Genomic DNA, 18,149 nt, shown 5'->3' with positions numbered 1-18,149 from the left:
CACCCTATAAGATACTCCGCTCGCTCAGTGCTTGACGTAACTGAGCGGGGTTTTCAAAGCGAATGGCTTCCAGCCCCAGCGCCTCGGCCGCCGCGCAATTACGTACTGAATCGTCAATGAATATACAACCTGAAAAGTCGCCCAGCTCATAATTCTCACGAATATGCTCGTAGATATCCGGGTTCGGCTTTTTCATCTTCACTTCTCCAGAGACGGTGATGTGTTCGAACCGTTGCAGGAAGTCGAAATTTTCCAGTGCCCAGGGGAAGAGTTCGGCGCTCCAGTTGGTGAGGGCCAGCAGGCGGTAGTCACCACTATCCGATAATTCTTTCAATATGTTTACCGTGCCGTCGATGGCGCCGTCGAAGTGTTCCGTCCAGCGGTCGTAATACATCCGGATCTCCGTTTCCCATTCGGGGTGTTTGGCCACGAGCAGGTCGGTAGCTTCGGCGACGGGGCGGCCACGGTCCTGTTCTTCGTTCCAGTCGAGGTGGGTGATGTTGGTGACGAACCAGTCGGCTTCCGCGGGGGTGGCGAAGTGTTTGTTGTATAGTCGGCGCGGGTCCCAGGAGATTAGGACGTTTCCGATGTCGAAGATTATGGTGTGGGGCATTTTTGGTCTGGGGTCTGGGGTCTGGGGTCTGGGGTAAAGTAAATCATAATCGGTTACTTTACCACGGACCTTAGACTCCGGACCGTAGATATTAATAAAAGATCATGAAAATTGCCTTAGCTCAAATTGCCCCCATCTGGCTCAATCGCTTGGCCACGACCAATAAGATCATTCAGTACATCATTCAGGGCGCGGACGCGGGTGCCGGGTTGGTGACGTTCGGCGAAGCGATTCTGCCGGGTTACCCCTTTTGGTTGTCCGGGACGGGCGGGGCGAGCTTTGACGATCCGATCCAGAAAGATATTTGGGCGCACTACGCCACCGAGGCGGTCTGCATCGAACGGGGGGATTTGGAGCCGATCACGACGATCTGCCGGGAGCGCGCGGTGGCCGTGGTGCTGGGCATCGTGGAGCGGCCACTCGACCGGGGCGGAAGCTCGCTCTACTGCTCGTGGGTCTACATCGACGCAGCCGGGATCATCCAGAACGTCCACCGAAAACTACAACCGACTTACGAGGAACGGCTCATCTGGGCACCGGGCGACGGGCACGGCCTACGGACTTTCCCCATCGAAGGTTTCCAGCTCGGCGGCCTGAACTGCTGGGAGAACTGGATGCCCCTACCGCGCGCCGCACTCTATGCCCAGGGAGAAACTTTACACATTGCCACCTGGCCGGGGAATACCCGAAATACGGAGGTACTCACCCGCTTCCTGGCGCGGGAGGGGCGGAGCTATTGCGTTTCTGTCTGCGGATTGATGCGGCGGGAGGACGTACCGAAGGAAACGCCGCACTACAAATTAATCACAAGCACTATGCCCGACGTGCCGGCGGACGGTGGTTCCTGCATCGCCAATCCGGACGGCACCTGGCTGGTGGAGCCACTGACGGGGGAAGAGGGAATAGTTTACGCGGATTTGGACGCGCGGGAGGTACTGCGGGAACGGCAGAATTTTGACCCGAGTGGGCATTATAGCCGGCCGGACGTTACGCGGTTGGTGGTGGACCGGGCTAGGCAGGGGGTGGTGGGGTTTGTCAAACCAGACAAAAAATAAAAAAGTTATTTTACCACATATAGATTCAGGTTGATTATTATTGGGTCAAGGTGTTTAAAACCAGCATCAGAAGTAATTAGCGGTAGTTTACTTACGGCAGCCGTTGCCGCAATCCAAATATCGTTTTTACCCATCTGCTTGTCCGTGGCACCATGAGAGAGGCTAGGGTGAATATTGAGATTTAAGTGCTCTATCTCGATGTACATACTAACTAATGCATTGTTATTAATTTCAACAACTTGACACTGGGTAATGAGCTTATCAAGTTTTGCCAACCTTGTTTGCCCCCAACCGTTTTTGGCCGCTAAGACATATATTTCGCCTAACGTTACGATTGAAATCACAGGCTGATCCTCCTGTGAAAACGGATCGTATTCCTTAGCAATGTAATTTCGTGTTTCCCCATCACGTACGTAATAAAGCAGGACGTTGGTATCTAAAACATAGCTCATCAGCCTAGAGATTTTAGCATTGCTGCATCCTCCTCAACGGTGGTATCCCATTTCAGATCTTTTGTTTCTTCAAAGAACTTCTCCGTAAAATTTTCGATGAGCGGACCTCTAGCCGGATAATCAGCTAGATCGAACCCCTGCTTAATGTTCGGGTGCGCCGACAAATCCGGAAACCGCATTCCTTTCCTCCTCTTCTCGATTATATCAGAAGTTGATTGCTCGTAACTACTGATTAGTTTTTTGACTCCGGTGAGCAACTCTTCTTCGTTATCGGAGTGCTTAATGAAGTCCGTCAATTTCCTTTTCATCTGGTCAATCCCCATGGCAACAGCATTTTACCCGAAAGATAACAACTCCCCCGTTCCGTTACAAACGTGGCTCTTCCCCCCCGGGTTGCACCTGCGTCAGCGCCAAAAGCAGCGCCGCATACCCTACCAGCAATAATAAAGTAGTATCCAAATCCCACTGAATGCCGTAGCTGAACACCACCGGTGCCACCGCCGAAGCCACCACCACGACGACCTTCAGCATCGACTTGATCGACCCCAAATACCGCGGCCCGTACCACTCCGCGTACAGCGCCGGCCAGAGGACGGATTCGATGCCCGCCGTGATGCCCGCCAGTGCGAAAAAGAAGGGAATCGCCAAGTCACTCTCCATTCCCCACAGACAAAGCAAGCCCGCGAAAGCCGGGAAATAGACAAAACGTAAGGCCCGCCGCGGCCCCATCCGGTCGGAAATCTCCCCCGCCACGAGCAGGCAAACCACCCGCGCCGTCCCGTAAGCACTGATACCGAGCGCCATCCACTGCGCCGTGTAACCCCGCTGCTCGGCGATGAGCGACTGGTTGAACATCAGGCCCGTAAACATGAAAGGTGTGAAAACAATGGCCGGTAACAGGAGCCAGAAACGCCGGTCGCGCAGCACGTCACCGCGCTTGTAGGAACGTTGCATTTCCGCCCCGACTTCTAGTGCTCCGGCCTGTTCTTCGGCCACCGTGTCCGCCCGTTGAAAATTGTCGTAGCGACGAATGAGCGTCCAAATAGCCGGCAGAAAGACGAACAACAAAGCCCCGGCAGCCACGAGCCACACGGTAGAATAGCCCTGCGTTTGTAATAAATAAACCGCCCCGATGGGAATAATTACTTCGGCGATTGGAATACCAATAATTGAGGCAGAAAGTGCCTTGCCCCTCCCTTCGTTAAAATAGCGCCCGATCGTCGTCGAGCCAATTAATGTCAGTACCCCCTGGCCGCCCAGGCGACAAATGAAGAGCCCGAAGATTAGGGGGTAGGCGGTAGGCGACAGGGCGACTAGGGAGCAGCCGATGGCCAGCGCCAGAATCGTTGCCGTGCTCACGTAGCGCACGCGCATTTTGTCTACTTGCGCGCCGATGAACGGTAGGGTGAAGGCCGCCACCAGCGTTAAGCTCGAATAAATGCCCGCAAAAGTGCCTTTTTCCCAGCCCATCCCCTCGCTGATGCTGTCGACGAACAGGCTGATGAAGAAGGTCTGGCCGACGGCGGAGAAAAAGAAGTGGAGGAAGCCGTAGGAAAGGTAGCGGGGGTGTTGGCGGAGGAGTTGGGTGGTGGTCATTGGGCGCAAAGGTCCGGTTTGTGCTTTGCATTGAGGGGCCATTCCGTCAAATCTTTGGTCAAGTGATGGTGATGGTAGATGCAGGACTACTTTTTATCCTGGGGCGCGGTCGCAGGTGCGGGGTATGCGGGAGGAGCATCAGTGTAGTAACCCACACCTATTCCACCAGCTCCACCTGAATGCGATTGGCAAGAATAAAATACCCGTACCCACCTTCTATATTATCGTGCACATTCACCGGCTCCGCAAAAGGGTTGACTCCCGCATCGACGTAGGCACGGCGCGAGATGCCGTAGCGGTAAGCATCCTCCGTTAGGTGGTAGACTTCCAGCGTGAGGTCGGCGTCGTTGTTGTTCTCTACCGCCATGCGCACGCGGAACTGACCGCCAGAAAAGGCCGCATCGGAAACAACCAGTCCGTAGCCGGCGCTCTGCCTGAGGGTGGGGTCCGGGCTCTGGTGGAAGAGTCCACTCCCGTACCGATCAAAAGCGACGGTATCACAGACGGGTGTCTGCCCGGCTACCGTATCCGGCTCACAATCCAGCCGGAACAGTCGCGATATGTTTACCGCGCGAAAACCATAGTAATCAACAGTATTCGGGTCATCCTGAAGGTCGAACTCAATCTCGTCCAGCCGAAAGCCTTCGAAGTCTACCGTGCCCTCCCGCTCGTAGCTTACGTTGGAAATAAAAGGCTTCGTCGGCATTGTCTGCCGGGCGGACATCTCCTCGTAGCCATCAAAATTTACTTGCACTTCGTAATCGGCCACGTCACCGGAAATGGGGGCGTTGAGTCTAACTTTGTTCGGGTTTCCGTCCGAACTGTTTATCGTAACGGCCTCCCTCGCAAAAAAAACTTCCCCATTCCGCAGGAAGCTGATGTCGTAGCGGTACTCAGCACTGACGGGCTCCTCCAGTAATCCTCTGCTCAGGTTCACCCTGAAGTTCAGCGTAGAATCCTCACTCCTGGTGTCCATGGTGAACACCGGTAACGGGTCGTGCTCCGGGAAGGGAATTTCTACGGTGGTACTGAAAGCGTCTTCCCCACAGGAACAAAAGAATAAGGCAGATATGGCAGCCAATACTAAATAACGCATATCAATTAATTTAGAACTTGTTCTTAGGCTCGGAGGGCCATCTAACGTTGCGTGGGGGCTTGTCCCCACGTTTATGATATAAAATATTTACTGATTTTCAATAGTCACATCCTAGCTAAAATTAGAATAAAGACTCTTTTAATTAAATTACAAACACCCTAATCCATTAATCACCCACCCATCAAAACTTAAACTGATAAGCCACCGAAGGAATAATCGGCAGAATACTAATCTCCCGAACCCGCCGCCGACGTTCACAACCACCGCCACTACTACAGTCCGTCACCTCCCCGGCCGTCAGGAAATAAGGGTTCCGGTGCCAGTAAGCATTGTAAGCGCCAACGACCCAGGTACGCGTCCCCCACTTTTTCTCTTTCCGGAAAGAAATACTCACGTCCAGCCGGTGATAGTTCGACATCCGGAAGCTGTTCTTACTCGATCCGACCTCCTGAAAGCCAATTTCCGAACTAATCTCACGGATCGGCACGTCCGGCCGCTGCGCGGTCTGGTAGCCGAAGGTCGGTAGCGAAACGGCGTTTCCCGTCCCGTAAACAAAAGCGCCACTCACCCACACCTTATCCGAAAGATCGTAATTCCCTACCACGCTCAAGTCGTGCCGCCGGTCATAGCGGAAAGGGAAACGCTCGCCGTTATTAATCTCGTCGAACTGCCGCCAGTTCCAACTCAGCGTATAACCGAGCCAGCCGGTAAAACGGCCTTCCTTTTTCTGGACAAATAGTTCCAGCCCGTAGGCTTCGCCGTCGCCCTGCGTGACGTTATCCTCCCAGGCGTCCTCCACCCCACGGATGAACGAAGCGCCCTCGCGGAAGCTCACGACGTTCTTCATCTGTTTGTAATACGCCTCCACGCTGATCTCGAATTTATTATCGATCGTCTTCGCCACCCCCGTCGCTACCTGCCAACTCTGTTGGGGTTTGACGCGGCCCGTGCTCGGTACCCAGAGATCCGTCGGTAAGCTCAGGGATTCGCTCGTCAGCAAGTTGATGTACTGCTGCATCGTGCTGAAACTGCCCTTCAGGCTCAGGTCGTTTTTCAGGAGGTAGCGCAGGCCGAGGCGGGGCTGGAGACTGGTGTAGAACTCATCGTCCACCGCGAAGGCGGAAGCGTGCAGGCCGGCGTTGATCTTGAGTGCGCCCAGTCGGAAGTCATCTTCAATGTAAGCTTGAAACTCGTTACCGTAATCATCCTGGGAGCCCACCAACGTATCGATGTCTACCTCCCCGCCGGTAGTAGCATTAATGGACACGGCCCCGGGCCGGTAGGTATGGTTCGTCCAGCCGGCACCGAAGCGGACGTAGTGGTCGGGGTTGGGAATGTAGTCGGAGTCCACCTTACCACCGAAGTCGTAAATGCCCGAGAGGTATCTTGCTTCGAACGTCTCTCGTCCGTCATCCTGTGAAGCATCGATATTGATGTCGTAGCGGCTGTACGTCGCCGTAGTGTTCATGAACAGTTTAGGGTCAATTTCCCAGTTCCAGCGGGCGGAAGTGACGAGATTGCCCCAGTCGGTGCCGGCGCCGAAGGTTTCGAAGCGGTCTTCGATCTCGGTGCCGAATACGTCCGCGCCGTTGTAGAAGCTGAGGAAGACCCGGTGTTCGTCGTTGATCTTGTGTTGAAGCTTGGCGTTGAGATCGTAGAAGTAGAGACTCAGGTCGATGTCCGTTTCTTCCTCGGCGGCGGCAGATTTGATGATGGGCTTGGCGATGAAGTCCGCGTAGGTGCGACGGCCGGAGACGAGGATGGAAGTTTTCCCCTTCTGGAGCGGGCCGCTCAGGGTCAATTTGGAGGAGATCAGGCCGATGGAGCCCTCGCCTTCCCACTCATTAAGGTTACCCTCCTTCATGTTAATCTCCAGCACGGAACTCAGACGGCCGCCGTAGCGGGCCGGGAAACCGCCCTTCGTCAGGGCTACGCTGCGGACGGCGTCGGCGTTGAAGACCGAGAAGATGCCCAGCAGGTGGCTGACGTTGTAGATCGGTACGCCATCGAGCAGGACGAGGTTCTGGCCGGGGCTACCGCCGCGGACGTAGAGGCCAGTTGCCCCCTCCCCACCGGACTGTACGCCGGGAAGGAGTTGCAGGGTTTTGAGGATGTCCACTTCACCGAGCAGGGCGGGGATGCGCTTGATCTGGGCGACGGGGACTTCCGTGCGGCTCATCTGGGTCTGTTGCTCGATGCGTTCGCCGCGGTCGGAGGTGACGACGATTTCTTGTAGATCGGCCGAGGCGCTGAGTTGAACGTTGCGGCTCTCGTCGCCGGTCAGCCGAAGGGAAATTTCCTGGTTTCGGTAGCCCAGGTAACTGTAGCGGAGCACGGCCGTATCGGAGCTGGCGGGGAGGGTGAGGCTGTAAAAACCGTAAGTATTGGCGATTGCTCCCTTGCCGGAAGGCACGTCGAGGACGGTCGCGTTCAGTAAAGGCTCACCACTGGCGGCGTCGGTGAGGTAGCCGGAGATGGTCGTTTGCGCGGAAAGCGACACGGAAACCAGGAGGGCGAGGCAGGTGAGAAGTCGTTGCAAAAAGCTATTCTTGAGGTGAGTGAGTGGGGAATAGACTTCAAAATGACGCCGCCCTTCAGTAATCCGGTGCCTTTGTCCCACTTTTAACTTATTACCAACGGGTGTTTAACCCACCGTTTCTGCCGCTTGCCCCTTCTTTTTCTTTGCACCTGCGTCCGCGCACCCATCCCCCCAGCAAGCCTGAACGGGGCGCGGCCGCGGGTGCCGTACATTTGGGGAATAGCAACGTGAAGACAAATCTTACCCCCAATAATCTTCGGGAGCAAAACATAAATTGTGTACATTTAACACAGTTGCAGTTTTCCCAATCCGGTCGCTCCCACCTATTCCAGATTATGCCAAATCAGTTTCCCATTTATTTCCTGCCCCGCCGCGTTCTCACCCTACTGTTCCTCTGTAGCGCCGCCCTGAATCTAACCGCCCAGGCCACCGCCGAAATCGTGTACTTCGACCAGGACAGCTGCCTCCGCTACCGCGCCGACAACCAGAACAACTACCTCCCCGACTTCAGCCACGCCGGCTACAAGAACGGCACCACCGCGCTGCCGACCGTACCGACCGTGCTCACCATCCAACCCGTAGCGGGCGACAACACCGCCAGCATCCAGGCCGCGCTCAATCAGGTTGCCGACCGGACGCCCGACGCCAATGGCTACCGGGGTGCGCTACTGCTCGACCCCGGCACCTACGTTGTTTCCGGCCAACTCTTTATGCGCGCGAGCGGCGTAGTCCTGCGGGGCAGCGGCCAGGGCACGGACGCTTCGGCCAACACCATCATCAGCGGCGTGGGCAACGTCCCCGAAAAGCGCGACCTCATCGTCGTGCGCGGGGAGGGCTCTCCGACCTGGCGGAACCCGGTGGCCGGCTCGACTTCCAACGTGACGAGTGATTTCGTCCCCGCCGGCTCCCGCAGCCTCGAAGTAGCCGCCGCCGAATTTTACCGCGTCGGCGACAAAGTCATCATCACCCAACCCAGCACGCCGGAGTGGCTCGCCAGCATCGACAACGGAGCCACGGCCGACGACGCCGGCTGGTCGCCCGGCACGATCGACCTTTACTACAACCGCGTCATCACCGGCGTCAATATTCCCGAAAATAAGGTCACGCTCGACGTCCCCGTGTTCGACCACCTCGACCGCGCCCTGGCCCAGTCCGAAATTTACGTGTTCGACGACCGGACAATCCTGCGCGAAGTCGGCATCGAAAACCTGCGCATCGACATCGAGAGCACCGACCCGCTGGACGAAGACCACGCCCGCAACGCCATTTTCCTCAACGGCGTGGAAGACGCCTGGGTGCGCAACGTGACGGCCCTCCACTTCAGCTACGCGCTGGTGGACATGAGCGTCAGCAACCGCGTGACGGTGACGGGTTGCTCCGCCCGCGAGCCGCACTCGCCCATCACGGGGGGCCGCCGGTACAACTTTTGCGTCAGCACCTTTACCAATAATGTCCTCTTTACGGATAACCGCGCCGAAGGCGGCCGCCACTCCTTCGTGTCCAACGGCACGAGCAGCGTCTCCGGTATTGTCTTCCACGACGCCGTGAGCGACAACGATTACAGCCCCAGCGAGGGGCACCGCCGTTGGAGCCAGGGTTTACTGTACGACAACATCGACTTCATCAATTCCAGCACCAGGAACCTGATCGGCCTCTACAACCGGGGCAGTTTCGGCACCGGCCACGGCTGGGCGAGCACCAACAGCGTAGCCTGGAACGTGAGCACGCCCCCGACGCGCGGCATCATCATCCAGCAGCCCCCGCGCCGGCAGAACTACGCCGTCGGTTGCCGCAGCAACGTTACCGGTGCTGGTCCATTTGCTCAGCCGGCCGGCTACATCGAGCTGAGCAATCAGGAGTTGGCCATCCCCTCCCTCTACGCAGCTCAGCTGGCGCAAAGAATGGCACGGGGCGTTGGTCCGGATGCGCCCGCCCGCCTTTCCCGGGTTCCCCTCCCCGGGTCCGACATCTCGCTGCGGTGGATCGACGTTGCCGCCAACGAGACGGGCTACGAAGTCGTCGTCTCCAGTGACGGCGGCGCGACGGATTCCGTGCTGGTTACCCTGCCCCCCAACACCTTCTTTTACGCTACGCCTTACCCGACCGGCTCGGGTGAATTCATATACCGGGTGTACGCGACCGGTGCCGATTGCCCGTCGCCGTTCTCCAATACGCTGACCTTTACCGGCTCCGGCACGACGGCTACCCGCGAAGCTGCGGCCGCGGAATTCACGGTCTCCCCCAACCCCGTCACCGATCGCCTCACCATCGCCGCTGATGAGCCGTACGAGTCCGTCGAAGTCTTCAACGCAGGTGGCGCACTCATTTTGAAGAGTGGCCGTCAGGATACCCTCGACGCTAGCCGGTGGCCGGCGGGCATCTACTTTCTCAAAATCAAAATGCGCAACGGTGAGTATCTTTCCAGCCAGATCGTAAAAAAATAGCACTGGGGTCCTGATCTCCGTATTTGTCTGGGGCGTCCCGACTAAATCGGGACGGGTGCGAGGAATCATACCGGATAGAGATCGGCAAGAACTCAATATATTTAACAACTTTCCAAGCCACACAAAAGTCAATTATGTCAACACGCTACTTACCATTTTTACTACTGTTTCTCGCCCCGCTGGGTTTTAGCCAGCTGAGCGCCCAGGCGGTTTCTGCCAACTATTTTCGGGGGGACACCCTGGTGGAGCTAAGCCAGTCTGGCTCCGCGGCGAGCGTCACCACCTTTTCCTACGACGCACCCTGCGAGCAATTGCAAATCACGGTCACCGACCCGGATAGCGCAGTGCTCAGGGCGTCTAGCCCCTACGTCGTCCGCGTTCGTGATGAGGACGGCGAAGACATCAAGGACCTCACTGATCGCCTGACCGTTACCATGCGCGTCCGTTCCGCCGGGGCGTTCCCGGTCGGCATCCTGTTTCGTTCCGGCGAGGGGACGTCCGACTTTCGGACCAGCGCACTGAGCTTTGACGTCCCGGCTGGCCTCAACGAGTGGACGGAAGCGAGCGTCACCTTCAGTTCCGCTGATTTTGGCAGTTCGTTCGATCCGAGTGACATCAGAGACCTGTGGTTCTACCTTGACCGGGGGAACAACAATTTTGCCGGTAACGAATTCTACGTCGACCACATCGTTATTGGTGGCGCGGCCGATGCGGCGCAGAACTCTCCCTGCGAACTGGACGGTGGTGGTGGTTCGATGACGAACCCCATGCTGTCGGCAAACTACTTTCAAGGAGATACGCTCACGGAATTCAACGCGATGAACGGGGCGGGCCTGGTTTCTACTTTTACCCTCGACACCACGTGCGAGCAACTCAAGATCGAGGTGGCTGACCCGGTGAACGCACCACTGGGCGCGACTGAGCCCTACTCAGTCCGTCTCCTGGATGCCGACGGAAACGACGTTACCAGCTTACCGGATAGTATTTCGGTTACGATGCGCGTTCGTTCCGCCGCCGCGCTTTCCGTGGACGTGCTTCTCCGCTCCGGCAACGGTGGCCCCAGTGGCCGGACGACCATTAGTAGTTTCGACGTACCCGCTTCCCTCGAGGAATGGACGGAAGTAACGGTCAACTTCGGTTCGTCAAGTTTCAGGTCTAATTTCAACCTTGACGACATCAGGGATTTGTGGTTCTACCTGGACCGTGACAACGATAATTTTCCGGGCAACGAGTTTTACGTCGACCACATCGTCGTTGGTGGCATGGCTGATGCGGAGCAGAATTCACCTTGTTCCCTCGCGGAAGTGGTGGCGGGTACTTTCGTGGAATACTTCCAGACTGATTCCCTTACGTCTTTCAGTACCGATAACAGAGCGGGCAGCTCGGCTACTTTTGACCTGGATACGGAATGCGAAATCCTTAACCTCTCAATTACCGATCCGGTAGGTGCGCCCCTTCCACCCTTCAACGCCTTCCAGGTCAACCCCACCAACGCAGGCGGCGAACGGCTGACGAGCGTCGACGGCCCGCTGTCGGTTACGATGCGCGTCCGTTCCGCCGAGATGGTCAACGTGAGCATCCTACTTCGTTCGGGTGAAGGAACGCCCGACGAGCGCTCTGAACTACTGGAAACGGACATCCCCGCGGGTCTCGAAGACTGGACGGAGATTACCGTTACGTTTACCGAAGCTGATTTAGCCGGATTTGACTCCGCTAGCTTCAAGGATGTCTGGTTTTACCTCGACCGGGGCACGGAGAACTTCCCGGGGAATTTCTTCTCCATCGACCACATCACGGCGGGAACAGCACCCGACGCCGCGCAGAACACGCCCTGTACCTTCAGGGTAGAGCCCACGGAGTTCGTCGTACAATTCGATACCCTGACGGACCAGACCATTCTCGGCGGCACCGAATCGGATCGCCTGAGCATCAACTTCGTTCCTGATTGTGAAGAAGTGTCCATTTCCGTTATCGACCCCGCGAACGCTCCTTTCGGTGCCTTCCGCCCCCTCGTCATCAACCCCGTCAACACGGACGGTTCGCAGATCACCAACGTTGCAGGATTTACGACCGTCTACGTTCGTGCCCGCAGCGCCGAGGCCGTTCCGATCTCTATCCTCTTCCGTTCAGGAGATGGCTCCGCCGACTTCCGGTCCGCGATCCTGACCGATACCGTGCAGGGTGATTTGACGGGCTGGTCTAACCTGGAGTTCAACTTCAGCGCCACCGACCTGGCCAATTTCGACGCCACGGACTTGGTCGACGTATGGATTTACCTCGACCGGGAGAACGACAACTTCCCCGGCAACGAGTTGATCATTGATTACATCGCCATCGGCTCCAAGCCTGACGCCGCGGATGCTTCCCCCTGTGGACTTCCCGACCTGACGGTGAGCACCAACGAGGCGGACTGGGCTGTTGGAATGCAGCTCTACCCTAACCCGACTTCGGGTGTAGTCACCGTGAGAGCTCCCGCGCTGGCGGGCCAAAGTGACCGGATGACGGCTCGCGTGCTGGACGTTAACGGGCGCCATGTTCCTGCCGTGCTCAGTGACCTTTCTTACGGTGAGCTTCGTCTGGACCTTAGCGCCGCGCCGCAGGGGGTTTACTTTTTGCAACTTGTCGATGCGTCGGGGGCTGGTGTGATGCGTCGGATTGTGAAGCGTTGAGTTGAGGGGGGTTTTACGGCACTGAAAAAGGGAGTGAATGACGAATCATTCACTCCCTTTCTTTATGTATATGTTGCTCATTATCCATCCTTCCTGCACCGGCGTCTGCGCCCCCTTACTACGGAAAGGTTGAGGGCATCCTGCCCGAACGTAACGGCGGTAGCTATACATCGAGCTGCCGCCGTTACGTTCGGGCAGGATGCCCTCAACCTTAGTACAAAGCTACTCCTCGCCAAAGTAATTAGCCACGATTGCGTCGTGCAAGGCATAAACCTCCGTCAAACTATCATTGAGGTAGCCGCCAATGTCAGACTTTACGTCTTCGTATTCCAGGTAGCGGAAACCACTAAAGATCTTACCGGACTTAAACAGCAGCTTATTCGGCTTACGCGATTCACTAGCCTCCATCCGCTTCAACAGATCGGTGACCGCCTTCATATTATAGGTAAGCGAGCGGGCGAAATTAGGGTGACCGACGAGGAAGTCGATGGTTGTCTTGGGTGTAAGTAAGTGTTGGTAAAGCTTTTTGTGCATATCAAAACCCTCAACGATCTTGAGGATTACCGTACCCTGGTACTGCCGCAGCGCGCGGTTCTCCCCACGGTCGGTCATCAGGTCGATATCGTGCAGCTTACTGTCCAAAATCCGCATCACCTGAATGACCCGTTCGATGTGAATGCCCAGTTTGATGAATATCCACGTCTCGTCGTGCAGTAGCGTATCGTCGATCCGTGCACGGACGATCGCGCAATTGCGGCCGACGTCCGTCGTGAAATCGTGTAAACCGTGGGTGAGAAAAAATTCCGGGTCTACCCGTTGCATGTTCAGGTGAAAGCCGTTGATGGCTTCCCACAATTCCGTACTGATCACGTGGCGCGCCACCCGGGCGTTTTCCCGCGCGAGCTGGACCGTGGACCGGATCGAGAGGGGAGAATCGTAATCCATCGCCGCGGAACGCAGAACATCCGTCTCCTTAAGTTCGCCCGTTTGTACGTCGGACAAGCCGTACATATTGATGATGCTCGTCAGCGTAAAATCCCGGCTCTGGCTCATCGGCGCGTCGAGCATGGAAAAATACTGGACGCCGAGGTAGCGGGCCAGGTGTTCGGAGCGTTCGAGGTAGCGACCGGTCCAGTAAAGGGAGTTGGCAATTCTTGCGAGCATGCTGGTATTCTAAGTTGGTTGGTGGGGTTGGACCCCGAAAAAAGGTTGGGCTTGGCTTAACCCTGTTGCTGCTGAGAGCCGTCACTGCTCTCTTGCTGCTGGGAACTCCCGCCCCCGGACTGTGACTGGAAACTAGCCCGCCCCTTGGCCGTCATACCGGCGTGGCGTGGCTTCACCTTTGGCGTTACGCCGTCCTCGGCAATTACCCAGGTGTCTTTAGAGCCGCCACCCTGCGACGAGTTAACGATGAGGCTCCCCTTCGTCAGGGCCACCCGCGTCAGGCCACCGCGTAAGACTTTGGCGGTGTCTTTACCGAGCAGGGTAAAGGTGCGTAAGTCGATGTGACGGGCTTGAAATTCGTTCTCTTCTTCAATGAAAGTACCGTGGGTACTGAGCATGATCTTTGGCTGGGCAATGAAGTTGCGGGGATTAGCTTTTAGGGCCGCTGCGGCTTCTTCCAGCTCGGCTTTGCTAAGCCTGTCGCAGATCAGCACGCCGTATCCGCCCGACATATCGACCGGCTTAACGACCAGTTCCTTCATGTTTTCCAGCACGTACTTCAGGTCTTCCGGCTTGTCGCAGATATACGTTTTTACGTTGGCGATGATCGGCTCCTCGTCGAGGTAGTATTTGATCATATCGGGTACGTAGGCACAAATGGCTTTGTCGTCGGCGATTCCGGTGCCGGGAGCGTTCACGATGGACACGTTGCCGGCCAGGTAGGCGCGCATGAGGCCGGAGACGCCCAGCATACTGTCTTTACGGAAGACTTCCGGGTCGAGGAAATCATCGTCGATGCGGCGGTAGATCACGTCCATCCGTTGCGGGCCGCGAATGGTCTTTACGTAAACGATGTCGTCTTTATCGACGAACAGGTCGGAGCCCTGCACGAGGTCTATTCCCATTCGCTGAGCGAGGAGGCTGTGTTCGTAGTAAGCTGAGTTGAAGTGACCCGGCGTGAGGACGCAGCAATTAGGATTATCCGGCCGTGGGGCTACTGATTTCAGGGTATCCAGCAGCATTTTCGGGTACTCGCTCACGTCTTCCACCCGCGTCTGGGTGAACAGGTCGTAAAGCGTCCGCCGCATCGCCTGCCGGTTGGAGAGCACGTAGCTGACACCGGAGGGGCTGCGCAGGTTGTCTTCGAGGACGTAGAAATTGCCATCCGTGTGCCGCACCAGGTCGGTACCGCAAATCTGGGTGTAAATGCCACCGGCGGGCCTGAAGCCTTCCATGGCCGGGACGTAGTGGGCCGAGCTACGGATGATGGATTCTGGGACGACCTTATCCTTCAGGATTTTTTGGTCGTTGTAAACGTCCTCCAGGAATAAGTTGAGGGCTTTGTTGCGTTGCAGCAGGCCGACTTCGAGGTCCGCCCACTCCCCGGCCGTGATGACGCGGGGGAAGAGATCGAAGGGGAAGACGCGCTCCGTGCCGCCACCCTGATCCGAGTAGACGGCGTAGGTAATTCCTTGATTGAGGAAAGATAATTTAGCACTTTCGTTGAGTCGGCGGAATTCGGCCAGTTTCAGTTTTCCGAATCGTTCCCGAATGAGGTTGTACTTCGGATAAGCTGCTTTAAAATTGGAAAAGGCCTCGTCGAGCGTGCCTTTCTGCACGTCGTAATTGGCAAATAAACCTGCGCTATTATTCATTCTTGATGGTCGAACTAGAGAAACGAAAAGGTAGAAAACGGTGGCTGAGATTAGCTCGGCTACGATCGTACAAGGTAGGCACAATTGACTTGACAAAGGAACCGTGGCCCCATATTGTTAAAAAACACGCGCTGCCGGCTTGCACACTATCGCCCCGTTCATAACCTTCATCAACGAACACGGGTTGTGGTAATACCTTCCGACAAACCAGCTATATTCACCAGCAATTAGGACGGGAGCGTTTTTTTTGATAGCTACCACACCACCAGACTACCACAACATCAGACCACAAGACAACCAGGCCCCCAAGCCCCTCCGCGTAGCTTTACGTCACCACACGAGTTACCGTTACGACCAGCCCGTGCAACTGTCGCCGCAGGTGATCCGGCTCCGCCCGGCGCCGCACGCGCGTAACCTGATCGAGCGCTATAGTTTGCGCATCGACCCGCCCGGCCACTATCTCAATTGGCAGCAAGATCCACTCGGCAACTTCCAGGCACGCGCCGTTTTCACGGAGCCGACGGACCACCTGACGATCGACGTGGAGCTCGTCACGGAGATGTCCGTCATCAACCCTTTCGACTTTTTCCTGGAGCACGAGGCGCTGAATTTTCCTTTTGATTACACCCCTGCTCTTCGCAAGCAACTCGGGCTTTACCTGGAGCTTTCCGAGCGCGGTCCCTTGTTAAAAGATTTTGTGGCGCGGCCGCAGGTGCAAGGTTTAATTGGTAAAAGCACGGTGGATGCCCTCGTGGAGCTCGCCGGATTTATCGCCGGCTACGTCGACTACGACGTGCGGATGGAGCCGGGCGTACAGACTTGCGAGACGACCCTTTCCCGGCGGAATGGTTCTTGCCGGGATTCGGCTTGGTTACTCATTCAGGTGCTGCGTCACTTCGGTCTGGGCGCAAGGTTTGTTTCCGGTTACCTCATCCAGCTCGTTCCCGAACAGCCCGAGCCGAATAGTATTAAGGAAGATTTTGCCGATCTCCATGCCTGGTGCGAAGTCTACCTCCCCGGTGCCGGCTGGGTGGGAATCGACGCTACTTCCGGACTGTTTACCGGGGAAGGACACATTCCGCTGGCCGCCACCGCCGACCCGGCCAACGCCGCGCCGATCGTGGGGACTGCGGATTTGGGAAAAGTGACGTTTAATTATACTACGGAGGTGGAGCGGGTTTAAAGGAAACCGTACGGGGCCTCACTTCTTCAGCCTCCAAATAGCGGCGTAGCACGACATTACTGTAATGATAGCTCCGGAAGCAGCAATGGCTAAATAATCGATCCCGGGCTTTAACGCCGCGATTCCGAAACTGTAGGGATTGACCACTAAATCCGTTAGATTGATGATCGGTATACCCAGGATTACCAACAAGATACCAACCAGATAGGCTACCCCGGGCTTCCTGACCACCAACGCAATCGTCAAGTGAAAGCAGATCATCGGTATGAAAGCTAGCAGTACCGCCAAAAAATCCAGGCTCGCACTAACGATCATTGCACCCGCGTCCTTCGCCACCATGAACCCGGTTACGGACCAGACCAGCAAGCCATTGAAAAGCACGTTCAGCAAGGTTACCAGGGTAAGGAGCGTAAACACGACGGCCACTTTCCGCCCGTAAAAACCCACCCAAGTCCGCCGGTAAGACTTTCCGTAGAGCAACAGATTCCCCTGCCGTTCTACATCGACCACCGACTGCGTCAGCACGATGACGAGCAGCGGATACAGCAGCGCTGACCAGGAGCCGACGTTGTTGGACACGACCAATTCCACCGGCTGACCGGAAAGCGCACTTCGCTTGAACACCACGAACACCTCCGTAAGCAGAAACGGAAGCCCGGTGAACCCGAGCACGACGAAGGCAAGTAAGGCGGGGCTTAACTTTTTGAATTCCAGCACGAAGAGGGAGGGTGCCTTCATTTGGTCGTTGTTGCGTAGAGGTATTCCAGCGGCATCTTTTTGTCGATCCGCTTCCAGGAAATTTTGTGGGTTTCCATCCAATCCACCACCTGGCCGGAACTGACCTCCGGCAACAAGTGGGCCGCGACAATATTACCGACGGTTTTGGTATCATTCAACAGTGGGCAGTTACTTAGGTCAGCATCCGTTTCCGGGGTAGTACCCAGCGTAATGTAGAGCGTATTGATGGTAGCTGACTCCGTAGCGGTCGCCAGGAATTCAGTGACGCATTTATTATTTACGACCAGCGAAACGTCAATGATCTCCTCAATTTCCCGCAGTTGGTGGGAAGAGATAACGACGGTTTTGCCGGTTGCGGAGACGAATTTCAGGAGCGCCGCTTTCAGCAGACCGATCGTGTCGACGTCGACGGCGGTGAAGGGTTCGTCGAGCAGCACCAGATTGCCGTTGGATAAGAAGCTTCTGGCGATCCCGAAGCGTTGTTTGTAGCCCTGGGAATAGGCCCGGAATTTCTTCGCCGCCAGCGCGTCGTTCACGTCCACCAGGTGGAGGACTTTGGCTACTTCGCGTTGGTTAATACCTTTCTCCCGGCAGATCAATTGTAGGTTTTCCCAGCCGGTCAGGTTCTCGTAGAAGGAGGTGTTTTGTAAGAGCAAGCCCGGGCGGTCTATCTCAGACAGTTCTCCAGTATAGCCCGGTAGAATGCCCGCGATGATGGACAACAAAGTCGTCTTCCCCACGCCGTTCGGGCCGACCAGACCGTAAATAGTCCCGGGCTCCAACCGAAGATTCAACCCGCGAAAAACCTCGTGGGTACCGTAGCGGAAACCGATGTTTTTTAGGGTCATTCAGTGAGTAGGGGGTGCTTACGTCCGATAAACTGATCGCACGGAGGATGGTTTGATGCTGGTCTTAACGGGGTAAACCTCTTAACCCTGATGCTTA

At 56.4% G+C, this 18,149-nt stretch carries 14 protein-coding genes; 4 read left to right on the top strand and 10 right to left on the bottom strand.

Translation table 11 applies throughout. The features are described from left to right. Window positions 1-4: 4 nt before the first annotated feature. Window positions 5-613 (bottom strand): HAD family hydrolase, encoded by a 609-nt coding sequence (locus tag GGR27_RS15545; protein WP_168038954.1) that lies wholly within the window; start codon window positions 611-613, stop codon window positions 5-7. Between the two features lie 104 nt (window positions 614-717). On the opposite strand from GGR27_RS15545, the gene GGR27_RS15540 reads away from it, so the two are divergent. Beyond that, complete coding sequence (locus GGR27_RS15540) at window positions 718-1,668, top strand: carbon-nitrogen hydrolase family protein (RefSeq protein ID WP_168038952.1); 951 nt, start codon at window positions 718-720, stop codon at window positions 1,666-1,668. Between the two features lie 5 nt (window positions 1,669-1,673). Here the strand turns inward: GGR27_RS15540 and GGR27_RS15535 are convergent, their stop codons facing one another. From GGR27_RS15535 to GGR27_RS15515, 5 genes are all read right to left on the bottom strand, one after another. Further along, window positions 1,674-2,120, bottom strand: a complete 447-nt coding sequence (locus GGR27_RS15535; RefSeq protein ID WP_168038950.1) for a type II toxin-antitoxin system VapC family toxin — start codon at window positions 2,118-2,120, stop codon at window positions 1,674-1,676. Further along, window positions 2,120-2,443 carry a hypothetical protein gene (locus tag GGR27_RS15530; RefSeq protein ID WP_168038948.1) on the bottom strand — a complete coding sequence of 108 codons (324 nt, stop codon included), beginning with the start codon at window positions 2,441-2,443 and terminating at the stop codon, window positions 2,120-2,122. The genes GGR27_RS15535 and GGR27_RS15530 overlap by 1 nt, the downstream gene beginning before the upstream one ends. Before the next feature lie 43 nt (window positions 2,444-2,486). After that, on the bottom strand, window positions 2,487-3,716 hold the full coding sequence (locus GGR27_RS15525; RefSeq protein WP_168038946.1) for an MFS transporter: 1,230 nt from the start codon (window positions 3,714-3,716) through the stop codon (window positions 2,487-2,489). A gap of 157 nt (window positions 3,717-3,873) precedes the next feature. Then, window positions 3,874-4,812 (bottom strand): DUF4249 family protein, encoded by a 939-nt coding sequence (locus GGR27_RS15520; protein WP_168038944.1) that lies wholly within the window; start codon window positions 4,810-4,812, stop codon window positions 3,874-3,876. A 181-nt stretch (window positions 4,813-4,993) separates the two neighbouring features. Next, entirely contained in the window at window positions 4,994-7,351 is a 2,358-nt protein-coding gene (locus GGR27_RS15515; protein ID WP_168038942.1) for a TonB-dependent receptor, read from the bottom strand. A gap of 335 nt (window positions 7,352-7,686) precedes the next feature. On the opposite strand from GGR27_RS15515, the gene GGR27_RS15510 reads away from it, so the two are divergent. Together GGR27_RS15510 and GGR27_RS15505 are read left to right on the top strand one after the other, a co-directional pair. After that, complete coding sequence (locus GGR27_RS15510; RefSeq protein ID WP_168038940.1) at window positions 7,687-9,795, top strand: T9SS type A sorting domain-containing protein; 2,109 nt, start codon at window positions 7,687-7,689, stop codon at window positions 9,793-9,795. 134 nt (window positions 9,796-9,929) lie between these two features. After that, window positions 9,930-12,464 carry a T9SS type A sorting domain-containing protein gene (locus tag GGR27_RS15505; RefSeq protein ID WP_168038938.1) on the top strand — a complete coding sequence of 845 codons (2,535 nt, stop codon included), beginning with the start codon at window positions 9,930-9,932 and terminating at the stop codon, window positions 12,462-12,464. A gap of 222 nt (window positions 12,465-12,686) precedes the next feature. On the opposite strand, the gene GGR27_RS15500 is transcribed toward GGR27_RS15505, so the two are convergent. Together GGR27_RS15500 and GGR27_RS15495 are read right to left on the bottom strand one after the other, a co-directional pair. Further along, on the bottom strand, window positions 12,687-13,628 hold the full coding sequence (locus GGR27_RS15500; protein ID WP_168038936.1) for an alpha-E domain-containing protein: 942 nt from the start codon (window positions 13,626-13,628) through the stop codon (window positions 12,687-12,689). Between the two features lie 56 nt (window positions 13,629-13,684). After that, window positions 13,685-15,283, bottom strand: a complete 1,599-nt coding sequence (locus tag GGR27_RS15495; protein WP_168038934.1) for a circularly permuted type 2 ATP-grasp protein — start codon at window positions 15,281-15,283, stop codon at window positions 13,685-13,687. 247 nt (window positions 15,284-15,530) lie between these two features. On the opposite strand from GGR27_RS15495, the gene GGR27_RS15490 reads away from it, so the two are divergent. Further along, window positions 15,531-16,466 carry a transglutaminase family protein gene (locus tag GGR27_RS15490; protein WP_209037958.1) on the top strand — a complete coding sequence of 312 codons (936 nt, stop codon included), beginning with the start codon at window positions 15,531-15,533 and terminating at the stop codon, window positions 16,464-16,466. An 18-nt stretch (window positions 16,467-16,484) separates the two neighbouring features. Here GGR27_RS15490 and GGR27_RS15485 read toward each other — a convergent pair whose 3' ends face one another. Both GGR27_RS15485 and GGR27_RS15480 read right to left on the bottom strand, forming a co-directional pair. Beyond that, window positions 16,485-17,204, bottom strand: a complete 720-nt coding sequence (locus GGR27_RS15485; protein ID WP_168038932.1) for a hypothetical protein — start codon at window positions 17,202-17,204, stop codon at window positions 16,485-16,487. Beyond that, on the bottom strand, window positions 17,201-18,052 hold the full coding sequence (locus GGR27_RS15480; protein ID WP_168038930.1) for an ATP-binding cassette domain-containing protein: 852 nt from the start codon (window positions 18,050-18,052) through the stop codon (window positions 17,201-17,203). The genes GGR27_RS15485 and GGR27_RS15480 overlap by 4 nt, the downstream gene beginning before the upstream one ends. Window positions 18,053-18,149 lie beyond the last annotated feature (97 nt).

This window comes from Neolewinella antarctica (assembly GCF_011927835.1).
GTDB classification, from domain to species: domain Bacteria; phylum Bacteroidota; class Bacteroidia; order Chitinophagales; family Saprospiraceae; genus Neolewinella; species Neolewinella antarctica.
The sequence above is the reverse complement of the archived record's forward strand: the minus strand, read 5'-3'. Positions and strand labels throughout refer to the sequence as shown.